Source organism: Micromonospora sp. NPDC005710 (assembly GCF_040630995.1).
Classification (GTDB): Bacteria; Actinomycetota; Actinomycetes; order Mycobacteriales; family Micromonosporaceae; genus Micromonospora.
In genome coordinates, this window is record NZ_JBEXYP010000002.1 from 126779 (window position 1) to 150274 (window position 23496).

The following is a 23496-nucleotide window of genomic DNA, read 5'->3' on the forward strand; positions in this document are numbered from 1 at the left end:
GGGCTTCGGAAATACCCCGGCGCGGCCCCCCGGCGTGACGGACCTCATCACCGAACGTCCGCCATCGGCCGCCGTACGCCCGGTCGGGGCGGGTCGTGCGCCTGGGGTGACAATGTCGGGATGACCTCAGTCGCCATCGTCACCGGAGCGTCCAGCGGGATCGGCGCGGCCACCGCCCGCCGGCTCGCCGCCGAGGGCTTCCACGTGCTCGCCGCCGCCCGCCGCGCCGAACGGCTCACCGACCTGGTCGCCGAGATCACCGCCGCCGGAGGGCAGGCCACCGCCGTGACCTGCGACGTCACCTCGGACGAGTCGGTGGCCCGGCTGGCCGAGGCCGCCAGCGCAGCCCCCGGGCCGGTCACCCTGCTGGTGAACAACGCCGGCGGCGCGCGCGGACTGGACCCGGTCGAGTCCGGCTCGGTCGCCGACTGGCAGTGGATGTACGACGTCAACGTCCTCGGCACCCTTCGGGTCACCCAGGCGCTGTTGCCGGCGCTGGAGGCCTCCGGCTCCGGCACCGTCGTGGTGGTCTCCTCCACCGCCGGCCTGGGCGTCTACGAGGGCGGGGGTGGTTACACCGCCGCGAAGCACGCGCAGACCGCCATCGCCGGCACGCTCCGCCTGGAACTGTGTGGCCGGCCGCTGCGGGTCATCGAGATCGACCCGGGCATGGTGAAAACTGACGAGTTCGGGCTCGTCCGCTTCGAGGGCGACGCGGAACGGGCGGCCGCCGTCTACGCCGGGGTACCCGACCCCCTGGTCGCCGAGGACGTCGCCGACTGCATCGCCTGGTGCGCCACCCGCCCGGAGCACGTCAACATCGACCGGCTGGTGGTCCGGCCCCGGGCGCAGGCGGCCCAGCACAAGGTGCACCGGGTCGGCCAGTGAAGCGCGAGGAGTGAGCCGAGTTTGCGAGCCCCGCAGTCGCGAACGGAGACCACGCAGTGAAGCGCGAGGAGTGAGCCGGGTTTGCGAGCCCCGCAGTCGCAAACGGATTGGCCTGAGGTCGGCATGAGCCCTGCGGCACGGCGGCGGCCGTTAGGTGCGATCACCCGCGGCACGACGAACCCGAACCGGCTCCGTCGGGTGGACAACTGGATCGTCGCCACCTGCGCCGACCGGCTGCTGGCGGCGGAGGACCCCCTGGTGGTCGACCTCGGCTACGGGGCCACCCCGGTCACCGCTGTGGAGTTGCGCGCTCGGCTGGCGGCCGGGGTACGCCCGGACGTACGGCTGGTCGGATTGGAGATCGACGCGGCCCGGGTGGCGGCCGCCGCGTCGGCCGCCGACCCACCCGGTCTCACGTTCGCCCGGGGTGGTTTCGAGTTGGCCGGGCTCCGGCCGGTGCTGGTCCGCGCGTTCAACGTGCTTCGACAGTACGACGAGAGCGATGTGCCCGAAGCCTGGCGAACCATGACCGCGGCGCTCGCCCCCGGCGGAGCGCTCGTCGAGGGCACCTGTGACGAGTTGGGGCGGCTGGCCACCTGGCTGCTGATCGATGCCGAAGGCCCCCGGACGCTGACCCTGGCCGCGAAACTCACCACGCTGGGCAGCCCCGCCGAGCTGGCCGAGCGGTTGCCCAAGGCGCTGATCCACCGCAACGTTCCCGGTGAACCGGTGCACGCGCTGATCCGCGCCCTGGACGACGCCTGGCAGGCCGCCGCCCCGTACGCCACCTTCGGCCCCCGCCAACGCTGGCTTCGCGCGGTGACCCGTCTCGGTGAATCAGGCTGGCCCATCCTCGACAGTCCCAGCCGCTGGCGCCACGGTGAACTAACAATCCCCTGGCCCCTCCCCTAACCCAGAACCCCGCACCCCCCACACCCCACCCCCGGGCCCCACCCCCGGTGCCCACCTCCGGTGATCAAGAGGTTTGCGTCAAGTTCTGGCGCGCTGGTGACGCAAACCCCTTGATCAACCGGGGGCGGGGCGGCTCACCCCCACGCCGATCTTGCACTTTTGGTTGGCGATTTGCCTTGTGCAGCCTTTATGTCGCAGCAGAAACTGCAAGATCGCCCGGGGCGCGGGGGTGAGGGTGAAGGGTGTGGGCGGGGTGAGGGTGGTTAGAGGGTGCAGTTGATGAGGACTGGTTCGGGATGCAGGGTTACGCCGAAGCGGGCGTGGACCTGGTCGCGGATGGTGCGGGCCAGGGTGAGCAGGTCGGCGGTGTGGGCGGTGCCGCTGCGGTTGGTGAGCGCCAGGGTGTGCTTGCTGGAGATGGCCACCCCGCTCTCGCCGGGGTGGCCCCTGGTGAAGCCGGCCTTGTCGATCAGCCAGGCGGCGCTCACCTTGACCAGGCCGTCCGCTCCGGGCCAGGCGGGCGGGTCACCGAGGTCGGCGGAGCGTTCCAGGAGCTGCTCGTACGTCGCCTGGTCGAGGACCGGGTTGGTGAAGAATGAGCCGACGGAGCGCGTGTCGGGGTCGTTGGGATCCAGCACCATTCCTTTGCCGGCACGTAGCCGCAGCACTACCGCGCGGGCGTCGGCCAGTGGCACCTGATCGCCCACCTCGACACCGAGGGTTCGGGCCAGTTCCGCGTAGCGCACCGGCCCGGAGAGCGGCGACCGGGCGAGCCGGAAGTCGACCGAGAGCACCACCCAGCGGTCAACGTACTTGAAGATGCTGCCCCGGTAGGCGAAGCCGCAGTCGGCGGCGGGGATGACGTGGCGGATGCCTTCGACCCGGTCGTACACCTCGACGCCGGTGATGGTCTCGGCGACTTCCTGGCCGTACGCGCCGACGTTCTGGATCGGGGTGGCCCCGGTGGAGCCGGGGATGCCGGAGAGGCATTCGAGCCCGGCCCAGCCGTTGGCGACGGTGGCCGCGACCAGGTCGTCCCACGGCTCGCCGGCGTCGACCCGTACGGTGACCGAGGTGGTGTCCTCGGCGATGACCCGCATGCCACGGGAGCGCACCAGGACGACGGTGCCGGGGAAACCGGCGTCGCCGATCACGACGTTGCTGCCGCCGGCCAGGATGAGGACCGGCTCCGTGGCGGTCCGCACCGCGTGGACGAGTTCGTCGGCGCTGCCGGCGGCCACGATCCGCTCGGCTGGCCCACCGGTTCGTAGGGTGGTGTAGCCGGCTAGTGGATCGGGGATGGCACGATCGGCGTCGGTTGTCGGCTGGGCGGAGGCGTCTGGCACGCCCTTCACCTTAGGCTGACAGATAGCCGTGGCACCCACTGGTCGCCCGGCACCCCCGGGAGGATGGCGATGAGCAGACTGCAGGGCAGCAAGGATTTCTGGATCGGGGCGCTCCGGACGGAGGGTCCGGCTTTCGCGGCAGCGGTGGCCGAGGCACCGCCGGAGACACCGGTGCTGTCCTGTCCGGGCTGGACGGTCAACGACCTCACACTGCACATGGCGGGCACCTACCACTGGGTGTCGTCGTTCGCCGGTTCCGGCCAGACCAGCCAGCCGCCTCGGCCGGAGCGGTTCGAGACTGACCCGGGTGTGAGCGCGTTGCAGCTCTGGCAGCAGGGCTACGACCGGGTGATGACCCTCTTCGACGGGCTCGACCCGGAGGCGCCGGCGTGGAACTGGGCCCCGCAGCCGAAGAAGGCCGGTTTCTGGCCGCGTCGGATGGCGCACGAGACTGCTGTGCACCGGTGGGACGCCCAGCTCGCCATCGCGGCTGGCGATCCGGTGGAGGGCAAGCTCGCTGCCGACGGGGTGAGTGAGGTGCTGGACACCTGGCTGCCGGCGGGCCGGCGGCGGGTGCCTGGTGACTGGCACGGGGTGGTGCAACTCTGCGCGACCGACGCGGCCCAGGAGTGGTATCTGCGGTTGCGCGGTGAGGGGGTGGCGCTGCTCGACACGGCGACCATCTTCGACCACGACGATCACCACGCTCGGGCTCAGGTCAGTGGCACCGCGAGCGACCTGTTGTTGGCGTTGTGGGGGCGGGTGAGCTTCGAGACGCTTGACGTCGTCGGCGACCGCACGCTGTTGGACGGTCTGCGGACCGGCTGACCGACGCACCGTCGACGAGGGCGTCACCCCGGCGGGGGTGCCGCCCTCGTTGGCGTCACGGGTGCTCAGCTCACCCGATGCCGAGGCCGTCCATCACGGGACCGCAACGCTGAGAGAGCGCTCTCTTGACACCGGGATGGTGAGCCACCACCCTGTCGTGAGAGCGCTCTCTTAGCCATCGCCATCACCCGCCCGCCTTGAGAGAGGTCGATACCCCATGGCTGTCTTCCCGCGCCGCCGCCTCGCCGCGGTGGCCCTCGCCGCCACCACCGCCCTGCTCGTCACCGCCGGTTGCGGCGGTGGCGACGAGCCGGGCAACGGACAGATCACCCTGACCGTCGACGTCTTCGGCCAGTTCGGCTACGAGCAGCTTTACCAGGAGTACATGGCAGCGAACCCCGGCGTGAAGATCGTCGAACGCGGCACCGGCACCAACCTCGACGAGTACTCGCCGAAGCTGACCCAGTGGCTCGCCGCCGGCCGAGGCGCCGGCGACGTGGTGGCCATCGAGGAAGGTCTGCTCGTCGAGTACAAGGCCAATCCTGCGAACTTCGTCAACCTGCTGGACCACGGCGCCGCCGACCTCAAGGGCAACTTCCTGGAGTGGAAGTGGAACGCCGGCCTGACCGCCGACGGCAAGCAGCTCATCGGCCTCGGCACCGACGTCGGCGGCATCGCCATCTGCTACCGCAAGGACCTCTTCGAGAAGGCCGGCCTGCCCACCGAGCGGGACGCGGTGTCCAAGCTCTGGCCGACCTGGCCGGACTACATCGCCACCGGCGAGAAGTTCACCGCCGCGAAGACCGGCGCGTCATTCCTCGACGGGGCGACGAACACCTTCAACACCATCCTGCTCCAGACCGCCGGCAACACGACCGGCTACAGCTACTACGACACCAGCGACAACCTGGTCGTCGACAGCAACCCGTCGGTACGACAGGCGTGGGACACCACGATGGACATCATCGACTCGGGCCTGTCCGGCAAGTACGGCTCGTGGTCGGAGGAGTGGGTTTCCGCCTTCAAACAGTCGAAGTTCGCCACCATCGCCTGCCCCGCCTGGATGACGGGCGTCATCGAGGCCAACGCCGGCACCGGCGCCCAGGGCAAGTGGGACATCGCCCGGGTGCCCGGCGACGGCGGCAACTGGGGTGGATCGCACCTGGCCGTGCCGAAGCAGAGCAAGCACCAGGCCGAGGCGATCGAGCTGGCCAAGTTCCTGACCAGCGCCAAGGGGCAGATCGGGGCGTTCAAGGCCAAGGGTCCGCTGCCCTCCTCGCCGCAGGCGCTCGACGACCCGGCGATCACCGGCGCGACGAACGCGTACTTCTCCGGGGCCCCGGTAGGCGCCATCTTCGGCACCGGCGCGAAGAGCTTGAAGCCGGTCTACATGGGCCCAAAGAACCAGGCCGTACGGACCGAGGTGGAGAACGCCGTACGGACCGTCGAGCTGGGTAAGCGCAGCCCGGCGCAGGGCTGGACCGACGCGGTGACGAACGCGAAGAAGGCCGCCGCCAAGTAGCCCGAGTGAGCGTGCGGGCGGGCCTCGGGAGCTGAGGTCCCGCCCGCGCGACGGAAAGGAGTCCTCGGGCATGACCGTCCAGCTCGACGCCCGTCCGCCGGTCCGACCGGCAACCCAGCGCTCGTCAGGTCGGCTCAGCCGGCTCGACACCCGCTACTCGCCGTACCTCTACATCGCCCCGTTCTTCGTGATCTTCGGCGTCTTCGGGGCGTACCCGCTGGCGTACACCTTCTGGGTGTCGCTGCACGACTGGGACCTGCTCGGCGCGGACCATCCGTTCGTCGGCGCGGAGAACTACACCCGGCTGCTCGCCGACGTCGACTTCTGGCATGCGCTCGTCAACACGCTGGGCATCTTCGTGATCTCGACGATCCCGCAACTGCTCGCCGCGCTGTGGCTGGCCAACCTCCTGAATCGAGGGCTGCGGGCCCGCACCGGATGGCGGATGGCGGTGCTCGTCCCGAACGTCACCTCGACGGCCGCCGTGGCGATCGTGTTCGGGGTGCTGTTCGGCCGCGAGTTCGGCATGATCAACTGGCTGCTCGACCTGGTCGGGTTGGACGCGATCGACTGGAAGTCCAACCGGCTGGCCTCCTGGGTGGCGATCTCCGCGATGGTCGACTGGCGGTGGACCGGCTACAACGCGCTGATCCTGCTGGCCGCGATGCAGGCCATCCCCCGCGACCTGTACGAGGCAGCGGCGATCGACGGCGCCAGCCGGGCCCGACAGTTCTGGTCGGTCACCGTGCCGCTGCTCAAACCGACGATCATCTTCTGCACCATCATCGCCACCATCGGTGGCCTGCAACTCTTCACCGAGCCCCGGATGTTCCACTCCGGCACCAACCCGATCCGCGGCGGACCGCTGCGCGAGTCGCAGACCCTGACCATGTACATGTTCGAGAACGCGTTCGCCCCGCACTACAACTTCGGGTACGGCTCAGCAGTGGCCTGGCTGCTCTTCGCGCTCATCGCGATCGTCGCGGCGGTGAACGTGCTGATCCTGCGCCGACTCGGCGGCAGAGAACGCCCCAACTCCCGGAAGGGAACCACCCGATGAGCCGGCTCTGGCGGGCCAGTCCGCTCACCTACCTCGCCCTGGTCGTCGCCGCCGGCCTGTCGGTCTTTCCGATCTGGTGGATGTTCGTCGTCGCCAGCCGCAGCAACGACGCGATGGGCCAACTGCCACCCCCGGTCACTCCCGGCGGAAACCTGGGCGCGAACATCGCCCGCCTGTTCGCCAACACCGACGCGTACTTTCTGACCGGCCTGATCAACTCGGCAGTCGTCGCGACCACAGTGACCGTCTCCGTGGTGTTGTTCTCCAGCCTGGCCGGGTTCGCCTTCGCCAAGTTGACGTTCCGTGGCCGTAACGCCCTGCTGCTGGTGATCATCGCGACCATGATGGTGCCGACGCAGCTCGGCGTGATCCCGCTCTACCTGCTCATGACCAAGCTGCACTGGAACGACCGGCTGCCCGCCGTCATCGTTCCGGTGCTGGTCACCGGGTTCGGGGTGTTCATGATGCGCCAGTACGCCGGCCAGGCCATCAGCGACGAACTGATCGAGGCCGCCCGGATGGACGGCTGCGGCACCACCCGCATCTGGTGGCACGTCGTGCTGCCCGCCCTGCGTCCCGCCGCCGCCGTCCTCGGTCTGCTCACCTTCATGACCACCTGGAACGACTTCCTCTGGCCGTACGCTGTATTGAACGATCCGGCCAATCCGACAGTGCAACTCTCCCTACGAGCCCTGTCGGACGGGTACTACCAGGACATGTCGCAGGTGTTCACCGGTACGGCCATCGCGACACTCCCCCTGCTGCTGGTCTTCGTGGTGTTCGGCCGGCAGATCATCGGCGGAATCATGGAAGGTGCGGTCAAGGCGTGAGTGAACTCAACTTTCCCGACGGCTTCCTCTGGGGTGCGGCCACCGCCGCGTACCAGATCGAGGGCGCGGCCCGCGACGACGGTCGCGGTCCGTCCATCTGGGACACCTTCAGCCGTACGCCGGGCAAGGTGTATCAGGGCCACACCGGCGACGTCGCCTGCGACCACTACCACCGGTACGCCGACGACGTGGCATTGATGGCCGAGCTGGGTCTGCGGGCGTACCGGTTCTCGGTCTCCTGGCCGCGGATCCAGCCCGACGGCACCGGCCCCGTCAACCCACGAGGGTTGGACTTCTACGACCGGCTCACCGACACGTTGCTCGATTCGGGCATCGACCCGATCGTCACCCTCTACCACTGGGACCTGCCGCAGACCCTCGGCGACCGGGGCGGCTGGACCAACCGGGACACCGCCGAGCACTTCGCCACCTACGCCACAGCTGTGTACGCCCGCCTCGGCGACCGGATCGACACCTGGACCACGCTCAACGAACCGTGGTGCTCGGCCTACCTGGGTTACGCGAACGGTCTGCACGCGCCGGGCGAACAGGACCCGGCGGCGGCCTTCACCGCCGTACACCATCTGCTGTTGGGGCACGGCCTGGCGGCGCGGGCGCTGCGGGCGGCCGGCGCGCGCAGCGTGGGCGTCACCGTCAACCCGGCCGACGTCCGCCCGGCCGACCCCGAGAGCGCGGCCGACGCCGCCGCGGTACGCCTGGTCGACGGGCTGCACAACCGGATCTTCCTCGACCCCCTGCTGGCCGGCGGCTACCCGGACGACGTCCGCGAGCACGTGGCCCGGATCGTCGAGCCGACGTTCATCCGCGATGGCGACGAGAAACTCATCGCCGCCCCGATCGACCTGCTCGGCATCAACTACTACGCCCCGAGTTACGTGGCCGGTCGGCCCGACGGTGCCGGCAACGGCGCGTATCCGGGCACCGAGGGCGCTGTGCACTTCCTGCCGCCGGCCGGGCCGCTCACCGACATGGGCTGGATGATCGAGCCGGCCGGGCTCACCCGGTTGCTGGAACGGATCGCCGCCGACTACCCCGGGGTGCCGCTGCTGATCACCGAGAACGGCGGGGCATTCCCCGACAAGCCCGGCGCCGACTCGCCCGACGGTACGACGCAGGTGATCGACGCCGATCGCATCGCCTACCTCGACGGGCACCTCCGTGCGGCGCACGAGGCGATCTCCCGGGGCGTGGACCTGCGCGGTTATCTCGTATGGTCATTCCTGGACAACTTCGAGTGGGCGGAGGGTTACCGCAAGCGGTTCGGGATCGTGCACGTCGACTACCTGACCCAGCGGCGCACACCGAAGGCCAGCGCCCGGTGGTACCAGGAGGTGATCTCCCGGAACGGGCTGTGACGAGCGGGGGGAAGGCGCGATGACGACGGCGCAGCGGCCGACGCTCGAAGCGGTGGCAGCACGGGCCGGGGTGTCCCGCGCCACCGTGTCCCGGGTGGTCAACGGCTCCACCACCGTCGCCGAACCGATCCGCGAGGCGGTCACCCGGGCGGTCGCCGAGTTGGGGTACGTCCCCAACCTGGCCGCCCGGAGCCTCGTCACCCAGCGCACCGACTCGATCGCCCTGGTCATGCCGGAGGCAGCCACCCGGGTCTTCTCCGACGACCAGGTCTTCCCCGGCATCATCCGGGGCGTCAGCCAGGAACTGGAGGCGGCCGACAAGCAACTGGTGCTGATGCTCGCCGGCTCGCCGGCCGGGCACCACCGGGTCGAGCGGTACACCACCGGCCGGCACGTCGACGGCGTGCTCTTCGCGTCGCTGCACGGCGCCGACCCGCTGCCCGGCACACTGGCCCGACTCGGCATCCCGGTGGTGGTCAGCGGTCGCCCGCTCGGCGACGTGCCCGTCCCGTACGTCGACGTCGACCATGTGGCAGGGGTGACCGCCGCCGTCCAACACATGATCAACAGCGGTCGTCGACGGATCGCCACCATCGCCGGGCCACAGGACATGGTCGCCGGGATCGAACGGCTCAGCGGCTACCGCAGCACCGTCGCCGACGCAGGGCTGCCCGAGCTGATCGCCATCGGTGACTTCACCCGGGAATCCGGGTCGGCGGCGATGCGCCGGCTGCTCACCGATCACCCCGACCTCGACGGCGTCTTCGCCGCCTCCGACCTGATGGCGCACGCCGCCCTGCGCACACTGCGCGAAGCTGGTCGGCGGGTGCCCGACGACGTGGCGGTCGTCGGCTTCGACGACATCGAGACCGCCGCCTACACGGAGCCGCCGCTGACGACCGTCCGGCAGCCGATCGTGGAACTCGGCCGCCGGATGACCCGCCAACTGCTCCGGCTGGCCGCCGGGGAGACCATCGAGCAGGCGATCATGCTGCCCACCGAACTGATCCGCCGCGCCTCCGCCTGACCGCGCCGTCCGCGCCTGGGCCTGGGCCTGGGCCTGGGCCTGGGCCTGGGCCTCAAGATCCGCACAACTTCGGGGAAACTGTGGCCTCGGAGCGCCGCGAGGCCACAGTTTCCCCGAAGTTGCTGCCTGCTGGCTGCGGAGGGCCAGTGGTTATTGCCTCGCTCGGGCGGGCGATCGTGGTTAGCCTCGCCGACATGCCGAATCTTGTTGCGCTGCCGCACGTGCTGAGCTGTTCTGACCCACTCGTCGAGGTCGAGGCGGTCGCCGCCGTACGGATGGGGGCCTGACATGCGGATCCGCGTGGCGCACCCGGACGACGCGCCGGGCGTGGTGGCCCTGCGGGCGATCGTCTACCCGTACCAGGTGCGCGGGGTCGAGTCGACCCGGAAGATGATCGCCGAGCCGATACCGGGAAGAGACTGGGTGGCCTTCGTGGCCGAGGTCGATGCCCAGGTCGTCGGTTGGGTGACCGCCCAACGCAACGCCTCGACCTCCACGGCGAACTTCGGCGACATCAACCTCCTGCACGTCCACCCGGAGCACCGGCGGCGCGGCATCGGCACCGCGCTGCTGACGACGGCGACAGGTCACCTCGCACCGCTGGGCGTCAACCGGCTCCGCGCTTTCGCCCAGCCCGACGCGCTGCCGTTCGCCCGTCGGCACGGCTACGAGCCCAGTCGTGAGCTGCGCTTCTCAGCGCTCGACCTGGACCCGGCACCCGCGCTGCCCGACCCGCCGCCGGGCGTACGGCTGCTCCCGATCGGGGACCTGGACCCGCAGCGCCTCTACGCGGCGGACGTGGCAGCGGCGCTGGACGAGCCGGGCGACGTGCCTGTCGACTCGATCAGCTACGAGAGCTGGCAGTACGACGTCTGGAACAACCTGGGCCTGGACAAGGAGGCCAGCACCGCTGTCGAAGTCGATGGGGAGGTGGCCGCGTTCAGTCTCGTGAAGCGGGATGGGGACCGGATGTGGTCGGACTTCACCGGCACCATCCCGGCCTACCGGGGGCGAGGGCTGGCCCGGCTGGCCAAGATGGCGGCCCTGCACCAGGCTGCCACGAACGGCGTGCGCGCCGCCTACACCTCGAACGACGAGGCGAACAAACCCATGCTCGCGATCAACAAGAGGCTGGGCTACCGCCCAGTGGCAGCCGAGTGGAGCTGCCTAGCCAACCTGACCTGACCTGACCTGACCTGCCCCCGCGATCTTGCACTCTCTGTCGCGACAAAAGGGGTATTTGCCTCACTTCGACAACCGAAACTGCAAGATCGACGGTGGAGGAGATCGGCGCGGGAGGGTCAGGGCGGGTCAGGGTGGGTCAGGGCGGCGGGTCAGGGTGCTTCGAGGACCCGGCGGGCGGTGGCGTGGGTGTCGGCGCCGAAGAGGACCAGGCGGGCCTCGGTGACGGTGGTTGACGTGGCCGACCGCAGCACTGAGAGCGCCTGCCGCACCGCGTCGTCGACCGGCCAGCCGTAGATGCCGGCGGAGATCAGCGGGAAGGCCACGGTGGCCGCGCCCAGTTCGTCGGCCACGCGAAGGCTGTTGGCGTAGCAGTCGCGCAACAGCGCCGAGCGGTCCTCGGTGCCGGACCAGACCGGTCCGACGGTGTGGATCACCCAGCGGGCCGGCAGTTCCCCGGCCGTGGTCGCCACCGCCTGCCCGGTCGGCAGGCCCCTGCCGTAGCGGGAGGCCCGCAGCGCGCGGCACTCCGCGAGGATGGCACTGCCGCCGCGCCGGTGGATGGCCCCGTCGACTCCACCGCCGCCGAGCAGTGACGAGTTCGCGGCGTTCACGACGGCGTCCACCCGCTGGGTGGTGATGTCGCCCTCGACCAGGGTGATCTCCACGGCTAGCTCCTTTCGACGGGGTGGCCGGCGGGCGGCGCGGACAGTGGGCCGTCGATCGACTGGCCGAGCGAGCGGCGGGCCAGCAGTGCGGCACCGGCGACCGCCGCCGGCATGATCAGCACGGCGCCGAGCGGGATCAGGAAGCAGAGGAAGACGGCCACCCCGAAGCCGAGCGCTGCGGGTCGGTCGGCCTTGAGGATCGTCCGGCGCTGCGGCAGGCGCATCCCGCGACGGTAGAACGGCGCGCCGACCAGCTCCAGGGCGAGGAACCACCCGCCCACCGCCGCCCCGATGACGGGGACGACCGTCTGACCGACCACCGGGATGAAACCGGCGACGAACAGCGGAATGCCGACCAGCGCCGTGAGCGCCACCAGCCGTACCGAGTCGGCCGCGCTGCGACGCAGCGACGACCAGAAGGGCACGTCCACCGCATTGGGCGTGCCGCCGTACCGCTGCTCGACCCGCTCGGAGATCTTCTCGTAGAAGGGGTCGCCGATGACCAGGGTGACGGCGGTGAAGGTGAGCACGCCGAGCAGACCGCCGACGCCCAGGAAGGCCAGCCCGGCGATCACCCGGACCAGGCTGCGCCCGGTGGTCGACCAGCCGTCGGCGAACGGGGTGACGAGCGCGGCGAGGTCGTCCACGAAGTACACGAGGGTGGCGAGCGCGGCCAGGAAGAGCGCGCCGGAGATCAACGCCGGCACGATGCCGAGGAGCATCAACCCAGGGCTGCGGACGTAGAGGCCCAACCCGCGCAGGAGCAGCCCCGCCCCGGCGAAGAAGCGTCCGACGACCCCGGTCACCGGGCTGGCGATTCTGCTGGCATCCACGATCGAGCAGCCTAACCAGCCGTGATCGGATCCGCCGGGCAGAGCGCCAGCAGCGACTCGGCGCGTACACATCAACCGGTTGGCTGACGGCAGAGATCAACCGGGGACGCCGGGACCCGTCGCCGACCGGTCGATTCGCCGCCGGGCCAACCCGACAACCCTTGAGGGGGTACGAAGTCAGCGGCGGCGGAAGGCGGCACGATGCCGGTCATCGAGGTGACCCACCTGAACAAGCGGTACGGCGACCTGGTGGCGGTGGAGGACGTGTCGCTCACCGTGGAGGCCGGGGAGATCTTCGGTGTCCTCGGCCCGAACGGCGCCGGTAAGACCACCACCGTGGAGTGTGTGGCGGGGCTGCGTGTCCCCGACGGGGGCGGGGTGTCGGTCCTCGGACTCGACCCCCGCCGGGACGCGACCCAGCTACGCCAGCGGGTGGGGGTTCAGCTCCAGGAGAGCCAACTGCCGGACCGGCTCCGGGTGGCGGAGGCGCTGGAGATGTACGCCTCGTTCTACCGCAACCCGGCCGACCCGGCCGAGTTGATCGACAAGCTGGGTCTGGGCGACAAGCGGAACACCGGGTACAAGAAGCTCTCCGGCGGTCAGAAGCAGCGGCTTTCGATAGCGCTGGCCCTGGTCGGCAACCCGGAGATCGCCATCCTCGACGAGCTGACCACCGGGCTGGACCCGCAGGCCCGCCGGGACACCTGGGGCCTCATCGAACAGGTCCGCGACAGTGGGGTGACGATCGTGCTGGTCACCCACTTCATGGAGGAGGCCGAGCGGCTCTGCGACCGGGTCGCGGTGATCGACCGGGGCCGGGTGGTCGCCCTGGACAGCCCGGCGGGCCTGGTGTCGACGGTGGCTCCGCAGCAGCGGATCCGGTTCCGACCCTCGGCTCCGGTCGACGACCGGCTGCTCACCGAACTGCCCGAGGTGTCCGCCGTACAACGCAGCGGAAGCCAGGTGGTGGTGACCGGAACCGGCGAGCTGCTGCACGCCGTCACGTCGGTGCTCGCCCGTCACCAGATCGTCGCCGCGGATCTGCGGCTGGAGCAGTCCACCCTCGACGACGCCTTCGTCGAGCTGACCGGGCACCGGCCCGCCAACTGAGAGGGAGCCACAATGCACGCCTTCCGCCAGATCCTCAAGGTCGAGGCGCGGCTCTATCTCCGGGACCTGCCGACGCTGCTCGTCACCGTCGGGCTGCCCACACTGATCCTGGTGGTGCTCGGGCTGGTCCCGTCGCTTCGAAAGCCGGATCCGACCTTCGACGGGCAGACCTTCGTCAGCTACTTCGCCCCGTCGCTGCTCGTCGTCACCCTCGCCATGGTGGGGGTGAACACCCTGCCCGCCGTGCTGGCCACCTACCGGGAGCGCGGCGTGCTGCGGCGGTTGGCGACCACTCCGGCGCACCCGGCGGCCCTGCTCGCGGCCCAACTGGTGCTGGCCCTGGCCGGGATCCTGGCCAGCGCGCTGCTGCTCATCGTCGTCGCCCGGGTGGCGTTCGGGGTGCCGTTCCCCCGACACCCGCTCGGCTTCACGCTGGCGTTCGTCCTGGGGACGGCGGCGCTGCTGGCGCTCGGCCTGCTGGTCGCCGCCGTGGCCCGGACGACGAAGGCGGCACAGGCCCTGGCCGTACCGCTGTTCCTGGTCACCATGTTCTTCGGCGGGGTCTACCTTCCCCGGTTCCTGCTCCCGGACGTCGTGGCGCGGATCGGCGACTACACGCCGCCCGGGGTCCAGGCGCTTCTCGACGCCTGGACCGGCACCCCACCGCAGCCGCTGCATCTGGGGATAATGGCGGTGATCGCCGTGGCGGCCGGGGCCGGCGCGGCGAAACTGTTCCGCTGGGAGTGAGCGGAGATGTGATGACCTGCAACGGTGGGCATGACCGTCTGACCAGTTGGCGAGAGCGCGAGGCGAGCCTCTATCGGGTGTTCCCCTTCGGCGGGCTGGCCCTGGGCACCCTGCTGGCGCTCGTCGCACCGGCACCCCATCATGTCGGGGCGCTGCCCACCCTTGCCGTCGCCGTGGCTGCCGGCTGCTGGGTCGCCTGGTTCGTCACACTGCATCCCGCCTGGCAGGACCGGCGCAAATTGATGGCGGTCTACTACGCCGGGCTGCTCACGTTCGCCGCCGCGCTGGTGGCGGCCAGCCCGTGGTACGGCTTCTTCGCCTGGATCGGCTACATCCACGCCTTCCCGGTGCTGCCCGGGCGCTGGCGGGTCGCGGGCGTGGTCACCACCGCTTCCCTGGTCGCCACGTCTCAGGGCGGTGGCCTGTCGGTGGTGGTGTCGCACCTGCCGCTCTGGCTGGTGCTGGTGCTGTTCAACCTGGTGGTGGCCGGCTCGGTGAGCTGGTTCGCGTTGGTCGCCGAACAGGAGGACTCCAAACGCAAGCGGTTGGTGGCGGAACTCGGCGAGGCCAACCACCAGCTCACCGAGACGGTCCGGGAGAACGCCGGGCTGCACGCCCAACTGCTCACCCAGGCCCGGGAGGCCGGCGTGCTGGACGAGCGACAACGGATGGCACGGGAGATCCACGACACCCTGGCGCAGGGGTTGACCGGCATCATCACCCAACTGGAGGCGGCCGAGCAGGGCCGCGACCGGTCCGCCGACTGGCGTCGGCACGTCGACAACGCGCTCGCACTGGCCCGGGAGAGCCTCACCGAGGCCCGCCGCTCGGTGCAGGCGGTCCGCCCGGAACCGTTGGAGACGGCCCGGCTACCCGATGTCCTGGTCGAGCTGGGCGGGCGTTGGTCGGCCCTGAACGGGGTACGGGCCGACGTGGCCACTACCGGCACGCCCCGCCCGCTGCACCCGGAGGTGGAGGTGACACTGCTGCGGGCCGCCCAGGAGGCGCTCTCCAACGTGGCGCGGCACGCCGCCGCGTCGCGGGTCGGGCTGACCCTGTCGTACATGGCAGACGTGGTCACGCTCGACGTGCGTGACGACGGGACCGGCTTCGACGTCACCGCAACGGTGCCCCGCGAGCCGGGCGGCGGGTACGGGCTGACCGCCATGCGCCAGCGGGTGACCCGGGTCGGCGGTGAGTTGGCCGTCGAGTCCGAGCCGGGCACCGGCACCGCCATCTCGGCGTCCGTCCCCGCGCTTCCCGGGGGTGCCGGTTGACCGCCCCGGTACGACTGCTGATCGTCGACGACCACCCGGTGGTGCGGGACGGCCTGCGGGGCATGTTCACCGGCGACAGCGACTTCGAGGTGGTGGGCGAGGCGGCGGACGGCTCGGAGGCGTTGGCCCTGGTCGCGGCGCTGCGGCCGGACGTGGTGCTGATGGACCTGCGGATGCCCGGGATGGATGGGGTGACCGCCATCGGCCGGCTGGCGCGTGCCGGCAGCGCCACTCGGGTCCTGGTGCTCACCACCTACGACACGGACGCGGACGTGCTGCCGGCGATCGAGGCAGGTGCGACCGGTTACCTGCTCAAGGACACCCCCCGGGAGGATCTGGTTCGGGCGGTCCGGGCGGCGGCCCGTGGTGAGTCGGTGCTCGCGCCGAGCGTCGCCGGCCGGCTGATGGGTCGGTTGCGCGCTCCCGCCGAGGAGCCGCTCAGTCAACGAGAGCTGGAGGTGCTCACCCTGGTGGCCCGGGGCGCCTCCAACCGGGAGGCGGCCACCCGCCTGTTCATCAGCGAGGCCACCGTCAAGACGCACCTGCTGCACGTGTACGCCAAGCTCGGGGTCAACGACCGGGCTGCCGCGGTGGCCACCGCGTACGACAGAGGGTTGCTGACGCCCGGCGGGCGGTGAACGGCACCGGGCAGGATGGGCGGGTGCGCGCGTCCCGACTGATCTCGTTGCTGTTGCTGTTGCAGGCGCGCGGGTCGATGACCGCGAGCGAGCTGGCCCGGGAATTGGAGGTTTCCGAGCGGACCGTCTACCGGGACGTGCTGGCGCTCTCCGCGGCGGGAGTGCCGGTCTACGCCGACCGGGGGCGGGCCGGCGGTTACCGCCTGCTGGGCGGGTACCGCACCCGACTGACCGGGCTGACCAGGGACGAGGCGGAGGCGCTGTTCCTCGCCGGGCTGCCCGGGCCGGCCGGCGAGATGGGGCTCGCCGAGGCGGTCGCGTCCGCCGAGCTGAAGGTGCTCGCCGCGTTGCCGCCCGCCCTGCGCGACGCGCCGGCCCGCGCCGGGCAGCGGTTCCACCTGGACGTGCCGGGCTGGTTCCGGGAGACCGCGCCGCCGCCCCGGCTGCCCGAGCTGGCCCGGGCGGTCTGGACGGACCGGGTGGTGGAGCTGCGTTACCGACGCGGCGACCGGGAGGTGACCCGCCGGGTCCAGCCGTACGGCCTGGTCCTCAAGAGTGGTGTCTGGTATCTGGTCGGCCGGGTCGGCGCGGATGTGCGCACCTACCGGGTGGACCGGGTCATCGGGGTCGAGGTGAACGACGAGCACTTCGACCGCGACGAGGGCTTCGACCTGGCCGGGCACTGGCGCGAACAGGCCGGGTCGTTCCTGCGGACCATGCTGCGGGCCGAGGTCGCCGTCCGGCTGAGCCCCGCCGGCCTGCGCCAGCTCCGGCACCTGGTCGATGCCCCCTTCGTGTACGACGACCTTGTCGCCGCCGCCGGCGAACCCGACGGGCAGGGCTGGGTGGTGGCGCGGCTGCCCGTCGAGTCGGTCCCGGTGGCGTACCACCAACTGCTGGGGCTCGGCCCCGAGGTGGAGGTGCTCGATCCACCCGAGCTGCGCCGGATGTTCGCGGAGTCAGCCGACCGGCTTGCCGCGCTCTACCGGTAGCCGGTCACGTCGGCCGGCTTACCGGCGTCGACCACCTCGGTGATGTAGCGGAAACCTTCGGGTTGGCTGCCGTCGAGGTCGGTGAACCCGTACACCTTGGACAGCGTGCCGGCGTCGACGGACCTGCCGCTCCACCGGGCCTTGTCCTCGTCGGCGGCGAGCGCGGCCACCGCCCGGCCGACGAATGCCGGGGTCTCCGAGATGAGGAAGTTCGGGTCGGTGGCGGCGCCGTCGCGCCAGTTGTCCTCGGTCACACCGAAGTGCTCCAGCATCGCCTCGGAACGGATCCAGCCGGGGGTGAGCGCCACCGCGGTGCAGCCGTGCGGCCTCAACTCGTGCGCCTGGCTGAAGGCGAGCCGGTTGACGGAGACCTTGGCCAGGTCGTAGAAGACCGACAGCCGGTAGTTCTCGTCGTTGTACGCCTTCGTGCCGTCGCCCATCTCCACCACCAGTCCCCCGGGCCTGCGGATCAGCAGCGGCAGGGCGAAGTGGCTCGTGACGATGTGCGTGTCGACTGCCAGTCGCAGAGTACGGAAACCGGCGTCGAGTGGCTGCTCCCAGACCGGCTTGTCCCAGGTGACCAACGGGTCTCCACCCCAGATGTCGTTCACCAGCACGTCGAGGCGGCCCTGCTCGGCGTCGATCCGGGCGACCAGGTCGCGGACCTGCTCGGGCACCAGGTGGTCGACCTGAACGCCGATGCCGGTGCCGCCGGCCTCGCTGACCAGCTCGGCGGTCTCCTCGATGGTCTCCGGTCGGTCCATCTCGGAGCGGGCGGCCCGGGTGCTGCGACCGGTGGCGTAGACAGTGGCACCGGCCGCGCCGAGCTGAACGGCGATCTGCCGGCCGGCACCACGGGTGGCACCGGCGACGAGCGCGATCTTTCCTTCGAGCGGTTGCGTCATGCCAGCGACGGTGCCAGGAATACCTGACAACCGACGTCCGAATTCGTCACCCGATCTAGTCCACCAGTCGGACCCGCACCCGGGTTACCCGTTCAGGAAGCCTGAGATGCGGTCCCGCAGATCGGCGCGTTCCGACCAGAGGACCCCGGGCCGGTCGTACACGTGCAGGGTGGCCTGGGGCAGCGCGACGGCGAGCCGCTCGGCGACCTCGACCGGGTGCAGGTCGTCGCCCGCGCAACCGATCACCAGGGCCGGCGTGGTGACCGCCGTCAGGTCGTCGATCCGCCGCAGCGGTGTCTGGTCAGTGAGCGTGGCCAGCCCGTCGGCCAGCCCGTCGCGGAGCAGTTGGTCGAGCCGTTGTCGCAGGTACGCCCAGCCGGCCGGGGTGTTGCGCACCGCCGGGGGCATCTCCAGCGTGACGATGTCGGCGACCTCCGAGGCCACCCCGCTCTCCACCGCCTCCAGCAGGTCGGTGACGCGTTCCCGGGCCGTCGGCCCACGTGGCTCGTCGAGGACCGCGGGCAGGAAGAAGACCAGCTTGTCGAACCGCTCCGGGCTCTCGGCGAGAAGTGCGCAGAGCGCACCGGCCCCGAGGCTCGCGCCGAACGCCCGGCTGGCACCGCCGAGGTCGGCGATCGCCCGCAGGTCCCGGGCCAGGTCGAGGTAGTCCCACGGCCCGGCCGGGGCTTCGGAGCGGCCGTGCCCGCGGAACTGGAAGAACAGCTTTCGCCCGTTCACCCCACTGCCGAACGGCCGGGTGGTGGCGATGCCCTGGCCCAGCCCGTGCGCGAACACGGTGACCGGGTCACCGGTGCCGGTGACCAGTCGCTCCAGCCGTACGTCGTGCGGGGTGGTGACCATCTCGGTCTCCGGTTCCGGCAACGCCGGCCGCCCGGTACGCGGCCCACCCGGCCCGGGCCCCCAGGTGCGGGGCCCGCTGTCGGGTGGGGGCGGCCAGCGAAAACCTCTCACCAGAACCCTTTGCCGTCGCTCAGGTCGCGCAGACCGACCCGGACGTCGAGCAGGTAGATGAGAGCGGCGGCGATGCCGACCAGACCGAAGAGGCTGATCGGACCGAAGCCGAGCAGGGTGAGCACGAGGCAGACCGCCAGGATGGCGATCCAGCCGCCCTTGGGCAGCGTCCCGATGGCAGGGAAGGCGTCGGAGCGCTGCGTGACGGCGTGCACCAGCGCGACACCCTGGATGATCAGCGCGAAGACGAGCAGAATCAGCTCGATCACGTAGCGGACTTCGAACGCGAAGATCGGCGCGGCGTTGGCCATGCCGGCAAGTTTATGTCCACGACCCCGGCTTCGTCCGACAAGGACGCCGCCGGGGTCGTCGACCGACGAGTTACTCGGCCGCCGGACGGGTCTGCTTGGTGGCCCGGGGGAGCTTCGCCGACGGGGTCTCGGCCGGCTTGCCGGCCTTCGGCGCACGGGCGGCCTTCTTGACAGTGGCCGGCTTGGCCGCGGCGATCTCGGCCACATCGGCCGGGGTCGGCGCGTCGACGGGGGCCGTGGTGGTGGCGGTGGCCGGCGTCACGGCCTCGGTGGCCTCGATGTCGGCGTTCACCGTCTCGGCGGCCTCCAGCACACCGGCACCGACGACCCGCTCGCCCCGGGCGACGAGCGCGCCGTACGCGGCGAACGCGCGCTCCTGGGCGACCTGGGCACTCGCGACCACCAGGGCGGCGTTGCGGGTCGCGGCGGCGCGCAGCTTGTCGATGTCGGCCGCCTCGCGGAGCTTCGCCAGGTCGGCGGTCTCGTTGGCGGTGCGCAGCGTCTCGGTGGCCTTCTGCTTCAGCTCGAAGCCGGTCAGCACGGCCCGTCCACCCAGGTCGGCGACGACCCGGGTGCTGAGGACGCCGACCACGGCGGGCAGCTTGCGCAGTTGCTCGAAGGCCAGCTCACCGGCGCCGGCTGCGGCGTAGATCGGGGCGGGGATGCGGTTGGTCTTCGGCTCGCTCATGACGTCTCCTCTTCGGCGGCCTCGGCGGCCTTCTTCTTCTGGGGGATGCTGGTGCTGCCCGGGGCGGGGGCGGTGCCCGCCTCGGTGACGGCGACCGACTCGAGCACGGCCTCGGTCGGGGTGCCGTCCACGGTGGTGGGGCCGGTGGCAGCCACGTTCGCCAGGTCGGCGGCCTGGCTGGTGGGCTGAGCCGCGGGCTGGTCGGTCCGGGGGGCCTCGGCTTCGGCCTGGGTCTCGGCCAGCCGGGTGTTCTCCCGGCGGAACGTCTCGTAGATCTGGCTGAGCGACTGCTTCTGGGCCATCGTCAGGTCGGCGTCCACGGCGATGGCGGCGAGGACCCCGTGGCCTTCCTTGTCGTCGAGCAGACCGGCACGCAGGTACATCGCCGGCGTGGAGACCCGCAGCGCGCTCGCCAGTTGCTGGAGCACCTCGGCGCTGGGTTTGCGCAGCCCGCGCTCGATCTGACTGAGGTACGGGTTGCTGACCCCGGCCTGCTCGGCGAGCTGCCGGAGCGAGATCTTGGCGTTGCGCCGCAGATCGCGGATGAACCCGCCGACGTCGGAAAGGTCCTTGGGTGTGGCCATGGCAGCGACGCTAATCGCCCGCGCTAGCTCCTGCAAGCAAAACGCTAACCATAGTTAGCAAGGTCTCAGCATGCCGTTTGCGCACCGCCCGACCGATCCGTACGGTCCGTCCGTGCACAAGATCACAGTCAATGGAGCAAGCATCGCGTACGACGAGGCCGGCACCGGTTCGCCAGTCGTCCTGCTGCACGCCGGTATCGCCGACCGGCGGATGTGGCGGGGGCAGGTGTCCGCGCTCGCCGCCCGACACCGGGTGATCGTTCCGGACCTGCGCGGCTACGGCGACTCGGAACTCCCCCCGACCCCGTTCACGCACCACGACGACGTGGCCGGGCTGCTGGACGCCCTCGACCTGCCCCGGGCCGCCCTGGTCGGCTGCTCCTTCGGCGGGGCGGTGGCCATCGACACCGCACTGGCCCACCCCGACCGGGTGAGCGCGCTCGCGCTGTTCGACACGGCGGTCTCCGGCAACGAGTGGTCCGACGAGGCGAACGACCTCTGGGACGAGCTGGTCGGAGAGGTCGACCCGGACGACTTCGCCGCCGGCTCGGCCGGTGAGGTGCGGTTCTGGGTGGTCGGCCCGGGACGCCAGCCGGAGGACGTCGACAGGGAGCTACTCGCGTTCGCGCAGGAGATGGACCACCGCGCCCTCGCCGCCGAACTGGCCCTGGGCGCGGTCGAGGTGGGAGAACTGACGCCACCGGCGATCGACCGTCTCGGCGAGCTGAAGATCCCCGTCCTGGTCACCGCCGGGGCCGCTGACGTGCCGGACATCAGTCGACTCGCCGACCGGATCGCCGCCGAGGTCCCCAGCGCGATCCGACTGCCCGACGTGCCGGACGCCGCACACCTGCTGCCGCTGGAGCGTCCGGAGCCGGTGAACGCCGCACTGCTCGACTTCCTGAGCTGACGCGCGGTCACCAGAGCGGGCGGACCGCCCCGACCGGAACCCCGCCGCCGAAGAGCGGCACCTCGGCGTACTCGGTGAGCACCGGGGCGTCCACGCCGAGCCGGCGCAACGCGGAGACGAGTACCGGCATCCGGGCCCGGTCGGCGCCGTCGTCGATCTTCAGTGCGACGGCGCCGACGCCCGGCAGCGCCACGGCGATCACGCCCTCGGCGCCGACCTTGGCCAGCAGCCCCGGCACCCCCCGCATCAACCGGGTGTCGTCGGCCCGGGTGCCGCCCACGATCTCCGGGTGTGCCCGCATCGCGTCGGCCACGGTGCGCGGCACCGAGCCGGGCTCGGCGTCGACCAGGCGGAGGTACGCCCCGGCCAGGCCGGTCAGCGACACCGCGAGCACCGGGGCACCGCAGCCGTCCACCCCCACGGCCGCCGCCGGCTCGCCGGTGAAGTCCTCGATGGCCGCCCGCAACCGCTGCTGCAACGGGTGCTCCGGCCGCCAGTAGCCCTCCCGCGACCAACCGGCGGCCTCGCAGGTCAACAGCATCCCGCTGTGCTTGCCGGAGCAGTTCATCTGCACCCGGCTCGGGCCACCGCCGGCGCGGAGCACCGCCTCCCGGGCGGCGGCCCCCACCGGCAGGTCGGGCGGGCAGTGCAGCGCCGACTCGTCCAGCCCGGCGCGCTCCAGCAACGCACCGACCCGGGCCAGATGGAATTCCTCGCCCGCGTGACTCGCCGAGACGAGCGCCACGTCGGCCGGGTCGGTCAGGGCCAGGCCGGCCCGGAGCATCCCGATCGCCTGCATCGGCTTGCTGGCCGAACGGGGGAAGATCGGCGAGGTCACGTCCCCGGCGGACGCCACCACCTCACCGGCGCCGTCCACCACCACCACCGAACCGCGGTGCGACCCCTCCACGAACCCGGAACGGACCACCTCGGCGAGCGGCGCGCCGCCCTCGTACGTCTTCGTCACGCGCTGGACGGTACCGACGGTCCACTGGTGCCCGGCGGCGGGGTGACCAGGAGGTCCACCGCCCGGGTGACAGGAGCGCGGGACAGACCCGGCCTTACAGCCCGAGCATTTCGCGGGCCTCGGTGGTGGTCAACGGCGGGCGCTGGGCGAGCTGGGCGAAACCCACCGCCCGGGCGACCAACTGCATGTTGGACTCCACCGGACGGCCCTTCGCGTACGTCACCGTGTCCTCCATGCCGACCCGCAGGTGCCCGCCGGTCGACAGCGAGGCCAGCAGCACCGCGATGGTGCTCCGGCCCACACCGGTGGCCGCGAAGGTGGTGCCCTCGGGCAGGTCCCGCAACATCCGGTGGGCCGCGACGAGGGTCTCGGTGTTGCCCGGCATACCGCCCGGCACGCCCATCACGAAGTCGACGTGCACGTGCCCCCCGGCCGGCAACCCGTACCTGCCGAGCAACCGTTGCAGCGCGGACAGGTGGCCCAGGTCGAAGATCTCGTACTCCGGCACGATCCCGCGTTCCTGCATCCGGGTGTGCAGGTCGACGATGAACTCCCAGCGGTTGAGGAAGACGTCGTCGCCGAAGTTGACAGTGCCCATGGTGCAGGAGGCCATGTCCGGCCGTGCGTCGAGCACGGCGAGCCGGGCGGCCTCCGGGTCGGTGACCGCACCGCCGGAGGAGAGCTGCACGATCAGGTCGGTGCTCTCCCGCAGCGCCGCCACCGTGTCGGCCAGCCGCACCGGGTCGAGCGTCGGCCGGGCCTCGTCGTCGCGGATGTGGACGTGGATCACGGCGGCGCCGAGCGCCTCGCACTCCTTGGCGGTGAGCAGCAACTCGTCGAGAGTCACCGGCAGCGCCGGCACCTCCGCCTTGGCCGACTCCGCGCCGGTCGGGGCCACCGTGATCAACGTCCCTGTCGTCATG

The 23496-nt window shown here is 71.2% G+C and carries 24 protein-coding genes and 1 pseudogene; 15 read left to right on the plus strand and 10 right to left on the minus strand.

Annotation, left to right across the window (positions count from 1 at the left end; genetic code table 11):
* Window positions 1-120: 120 nt before the first annotated feature.
* A complete protein-coding gene (locus ABZ406_RS02875) occupies window positions 121-888 on the plus strand; it encodes an SDR family oxidoreductase (RefSeq protein WP_357755597.1) in 768 nt (255 codons plus the stop codon).
* 123 nt (window positions 889-1011) lie between these two features.
* Window positions 1012-1800 (plus strand): class I SAM-dependent methyltransferase, encoded by a 789-nt coding sequence (locus ABZ406_RS02880; protein ID WP_357755599.1) that lies wholly within the window; start codon window positions 1012-1014, stop codon window positions 1798-1800.
* 263 nt (window positions 1801-2063) lie between these two features.
* On the opposite strand, the gene ABZ406_RS02885 is transcribed toward ABZ406_RS02880, so the two are convergent.
* Window positions 2064-3146, minus strand: coding sequence for a UDP-N-acetylmuramate dehydrogenase (locus ABZ406_RS02885; RefSeq protein WP_357755601.1), 1083 nt, complete (start codon window positions 3144-3146; stop codon window positions 2064-2066).
* A 69-nt stretch (window positions 3147-3215) separates the two neighbouring features.
* Here ABZ406_RS02885 and ABZ406_RS02890 point away from each other — a divergent pair, with 69 nt between their 5' ends.
* The 7 genes from ABZ406_RS02890 to ABZ406_RS02920 all read left to right on the plus strand — a co-directional run bounded on the left by ABZ406_RS02890 (window position 3216) and on the right by ABZ406_RS02920 (window position 10974).
* Window positions 3216-3974: a maleylpyruvate isomerase family mycothiol-dependent enzyme gene (locus ABZ406_RS02890; protein WP_357755603.1), complete on the plus strand. Its 759-nt coding sequence runs from the start codon at window positions 3216-3218 to the stop codon at window positions 3972-3974.
* A 217-nt stretch (window positions 3975-4191) separates the two neighbouring features.
* Window positions 4192-5496: an extracellular solute-binding protein gene (locus ABZ406_RS02895; RefSeq protein WP_357755605.1), complete on the plus strand. Its 1305-nt coding sequence runs from the start codon at window positions 4192-4194 to the stop codon at window positions 5494-5496.
* A 70-nt stretch (window positions 5497-5566) separates the two neighbouring features.
* Entirely contained in the window at window positions 5567-6556 is a 990-nt protein-coding gene (locus ABZ406_RS02900) for a sugar ABC transporter permease (RefSeq protein ID WP_357755606.1), read from the plus strand.
* On the plus strand, window positions 6553-7386 hold the full coding sequence (locus ABZ406_RS02905; protein WP_357755608.1) for a carbohydrate ABC transporter permease: 834 nt from the start codon (window positions 6553-6555) through the stop codon (window positions 7384-7386). The genes ABZ406_RS02900 and ABZ406_RS02905 overlap by 4 nt, the downstream gene beginning before the upstream one ends.
* On the plus strand, window positions 7383-8762 hold the full coding sequence (locus tag ABZ406_RS02910) for a GH1 family beta-glucosidase (protein ID WP_357755609.1): 1380 nt from the start codon (window positions 7383-7385) through the stop codon (window positions 8760-8762). Before ABZ406_RS02905 ends, ABZ406_RS02910 begins: the two co-directional genes overlap by 4 nt.
* Before the next feature lie 19 nt (window positions 8763-8781).
* Window positions 8782-9789 carry a LacI family DNA-binding transcriptional regulator gene (locus ABZ406_RS02915; RefSeq protein WP_357755610.1) on the plus strand — a complete coding sequence of 336 codons (1008 nt, stop codon included), beginning with the start codon at window positions 8782-8784 and terminating at the stop codon, window positions 9787-9789.
* A 288-nt stretch (window positions 9790-10077) separates the two neighbouring features.
* Entirely contained in the window at window positions 10078-10974 is an 897-nt protein-coding gene (locus ABZ406_RS02920; protein WP_357755611.1) for a GNAT family N-acetyltransferase, read from the plus strand.
* A gap of 149 nt (window positions 10975-11123) precedes the next feature.
* Here the strand turns inward: ABZ406_RS02920 and ABZ406_RS02925 are convergent, their stop codons facing one another.
* Both ABZ406_RS02925 and ABZ406_RS02930 read right to left on the minus strand, forming a co-directional pair.
* Window positions 11124-11639 (minus strand): O-acetyl-ADP-ribose deacetylase, encoded by a 516-nt coding sequence (locus ABZ406_RS02925; protein ID WP_357755613.1) that lies wholly within the window; start codon window positions 11637-11639, stop codon window positions 11124-11126.
* A gap of 2 nt (window positions 11640-11641) precedes the next feature.
* Window positions 11642-12472, minus strand: coding sequence for an EI24 domain-containing protein (locus tag ABZ406_RS02930; RefSeq protein WP_357755614.1), 831 nt, complete (start codon window positions 12470-12472; stop codon window positions 11642-11644).
* A gap of 201 nt (window positions 12473-12673) precedes the next feature.
* Here ABZ406_RS02930 and ABZ406_RS02935 point away from each other — a divergent pair, with 201 nt between their 5' ends.
* Genes ABZ406_RS02935 through ABZ406_RS02955 form a run of 5 tightly spaced genes read left to right on the plus strand, consistent with a single transcriptional unit; the run spans window position 12674 to window position 17236 of the window.
* Window positions 12674-13582 carry an ABC transporter ATP-binding protein gene (locus ABZ406_RS02935; RefSeq protein ID WP_357755615.1) on the plus strand — a complete coding sequence of 303 codons (909 nt, stop codon included), beginning with the start codon at window positions 12674-12676 and terminating at the stop codon, window positions 13580-13582.
* A 12-nt stretch (window positions 13583-13594) separates the two neighbouring features.
* On the plus strand, window positions 13595-14329 hold the full coding sequence (locus ABZ406_RS02940; protein ID WP_357755616.1) for an ABC transporter permease: 735 nt from the start codon (window positions 13595-13597) through the stop codon (window positions 14327-14329).
* A gap of 11 nt (window positions 14330-14340) precedes the next feature.
* The gene (locus ABZ406_RS02945; RefSeq protein WP_357755617.1) at window positions 14341-15606 is read left to right on the plus strand and encodes a sensor histidine kinase; all 1266 of its coding nucleotides are present in this window, start codon (window positions 14341-14343) and stop codon (window positions 15604-15606) included.
* Entirely contained in the window at window positions 15603-16244 is a 642-nt protein-coding gene (locus ABZ406_RS02950) for a response regulator transcription factor (RefSeq protein WP_357755619.1), read from the plus strand. The genes ABZ406_RS02945 and ABZ406_RS02950 overlap by 4 nt, the downstream gene beginning before the upstream one ends.
* A 23-nt stretch (window positions 16245-16267) precedes the next feature.
* A complete protein-coding gene (locus tag ABZ406_RS02955) occupies window positions 16268-17236 on the plus strand; it encodes a YafY family protein (RefSeq protein WP_357755620.1) in 969 nt (322 codons plus the stop codon).
* On the opposite strand, the gene ABZ406_RS02960 is transcribed toward ABZ406_RS02955, so the two are convergent.
* From ABZ406_RS02960 to ABZ406_RS02980, 5 genes and pseudogenes are all read right to left on the minus strand, one after another.
* A complete protein-coding gene (locus ABZ406_RS02960) occupies window positions 17227-18141 on the minus strand; it encodes an SDR family oxidoreductase (RefSeq protein WP_357755622.1) in 915 nt (304 codons plus the stop codon). The two genes, ABZ406_RS02955 and ABZ406_RS02960, sit on opposite strands and share 10 nt — an antisense overlap.
* An 84-nt stretch (window positions 18142-18225) precedes the next feature.
* Window positions 18226-19113: an alpha/beta hydrolase gene (locus ABZ406_RS02965; protein WP_357755624.1), complete on the minus strand. Its 888-nt coding sequence runs from the start codon at window positions 19111-19113 to the stop codon at window positions 18226-18228.
* Window positions 19110-19424: a DUF2516 family protein gene (locus ABZ406_RS02970; protein WP_357351174.1), complete on the minus strand. Its 315-nt coding sequence runs from the start codon at window positions 19422-19424 to the stop codon at window positions 19110-19112. Before ABZ406_RS02970 ends, ABZ406_RS02965 begins: the two co-directional genes overlap by 4 nt.
* A gap of 70 nt (window positions 19425-19494) precedes the next feature.
* Complete coding sequence (locus ABZ406_RS02975) at window positions 19495-20112, minus strand: hypothetical protein (protein WP_357755627.1); 618 nt, start codon at window positions 20110-20112, stop codon at window positions 19495-19497.
* Between the two features lie 113 nt (window positions 20113-20225).
* Window positions 20226-20696: pseudogene (locus ABZ406_RS02980) on the minus strand (helix-turn-helix transcriptional regulator); the annotation flags it as partial.
* A 112-nt stretch (window positions 20697-20808) separates the two neighbouring features.
* Between ABZ406_RS02980 and ABZ406_RS02985 the strand changes: the two are divergent.
* Entirely contained in the window at window positions 20809-21606 is a 798-nt protein-coding gene (locus ABZ406_RS02985) for an alpha/beta hydrolase (RefSeq protein WP_357755629.1), read from the plus strand.
* 7 nt (window positions 21607-21613) lie between these two features.
* Here the strand turns inward: ABZ406_RS02985 and ABZ406_RS02990 are convergent, their stop codons facing one another.
* Window positions 21614-22573 carry an asparaginase gene (locus ABZ406_RS02990; RefSeq protein ID WP_357755631.1) on the minus strand — a complete coding sequence of 320 codons (960 nt, stop codon included), beginning with the start codon at window positions 22571-22573 and terminating at the stop codon, window positions 21614-21616.
* A gap of 94 nt (window positions 22574-22667) precedes the next feature.
* Entirely contained in the window at window positions 22668-23495 is an 828-nt protein-coding gene (locus ABZ406_RS02995) for a 3-keto-5-aminohexanoate cleavage protein (protein WP_357755633.1), read from the minus strand.
* Window position 23496 lies beyond the last annotated feature (1 nt).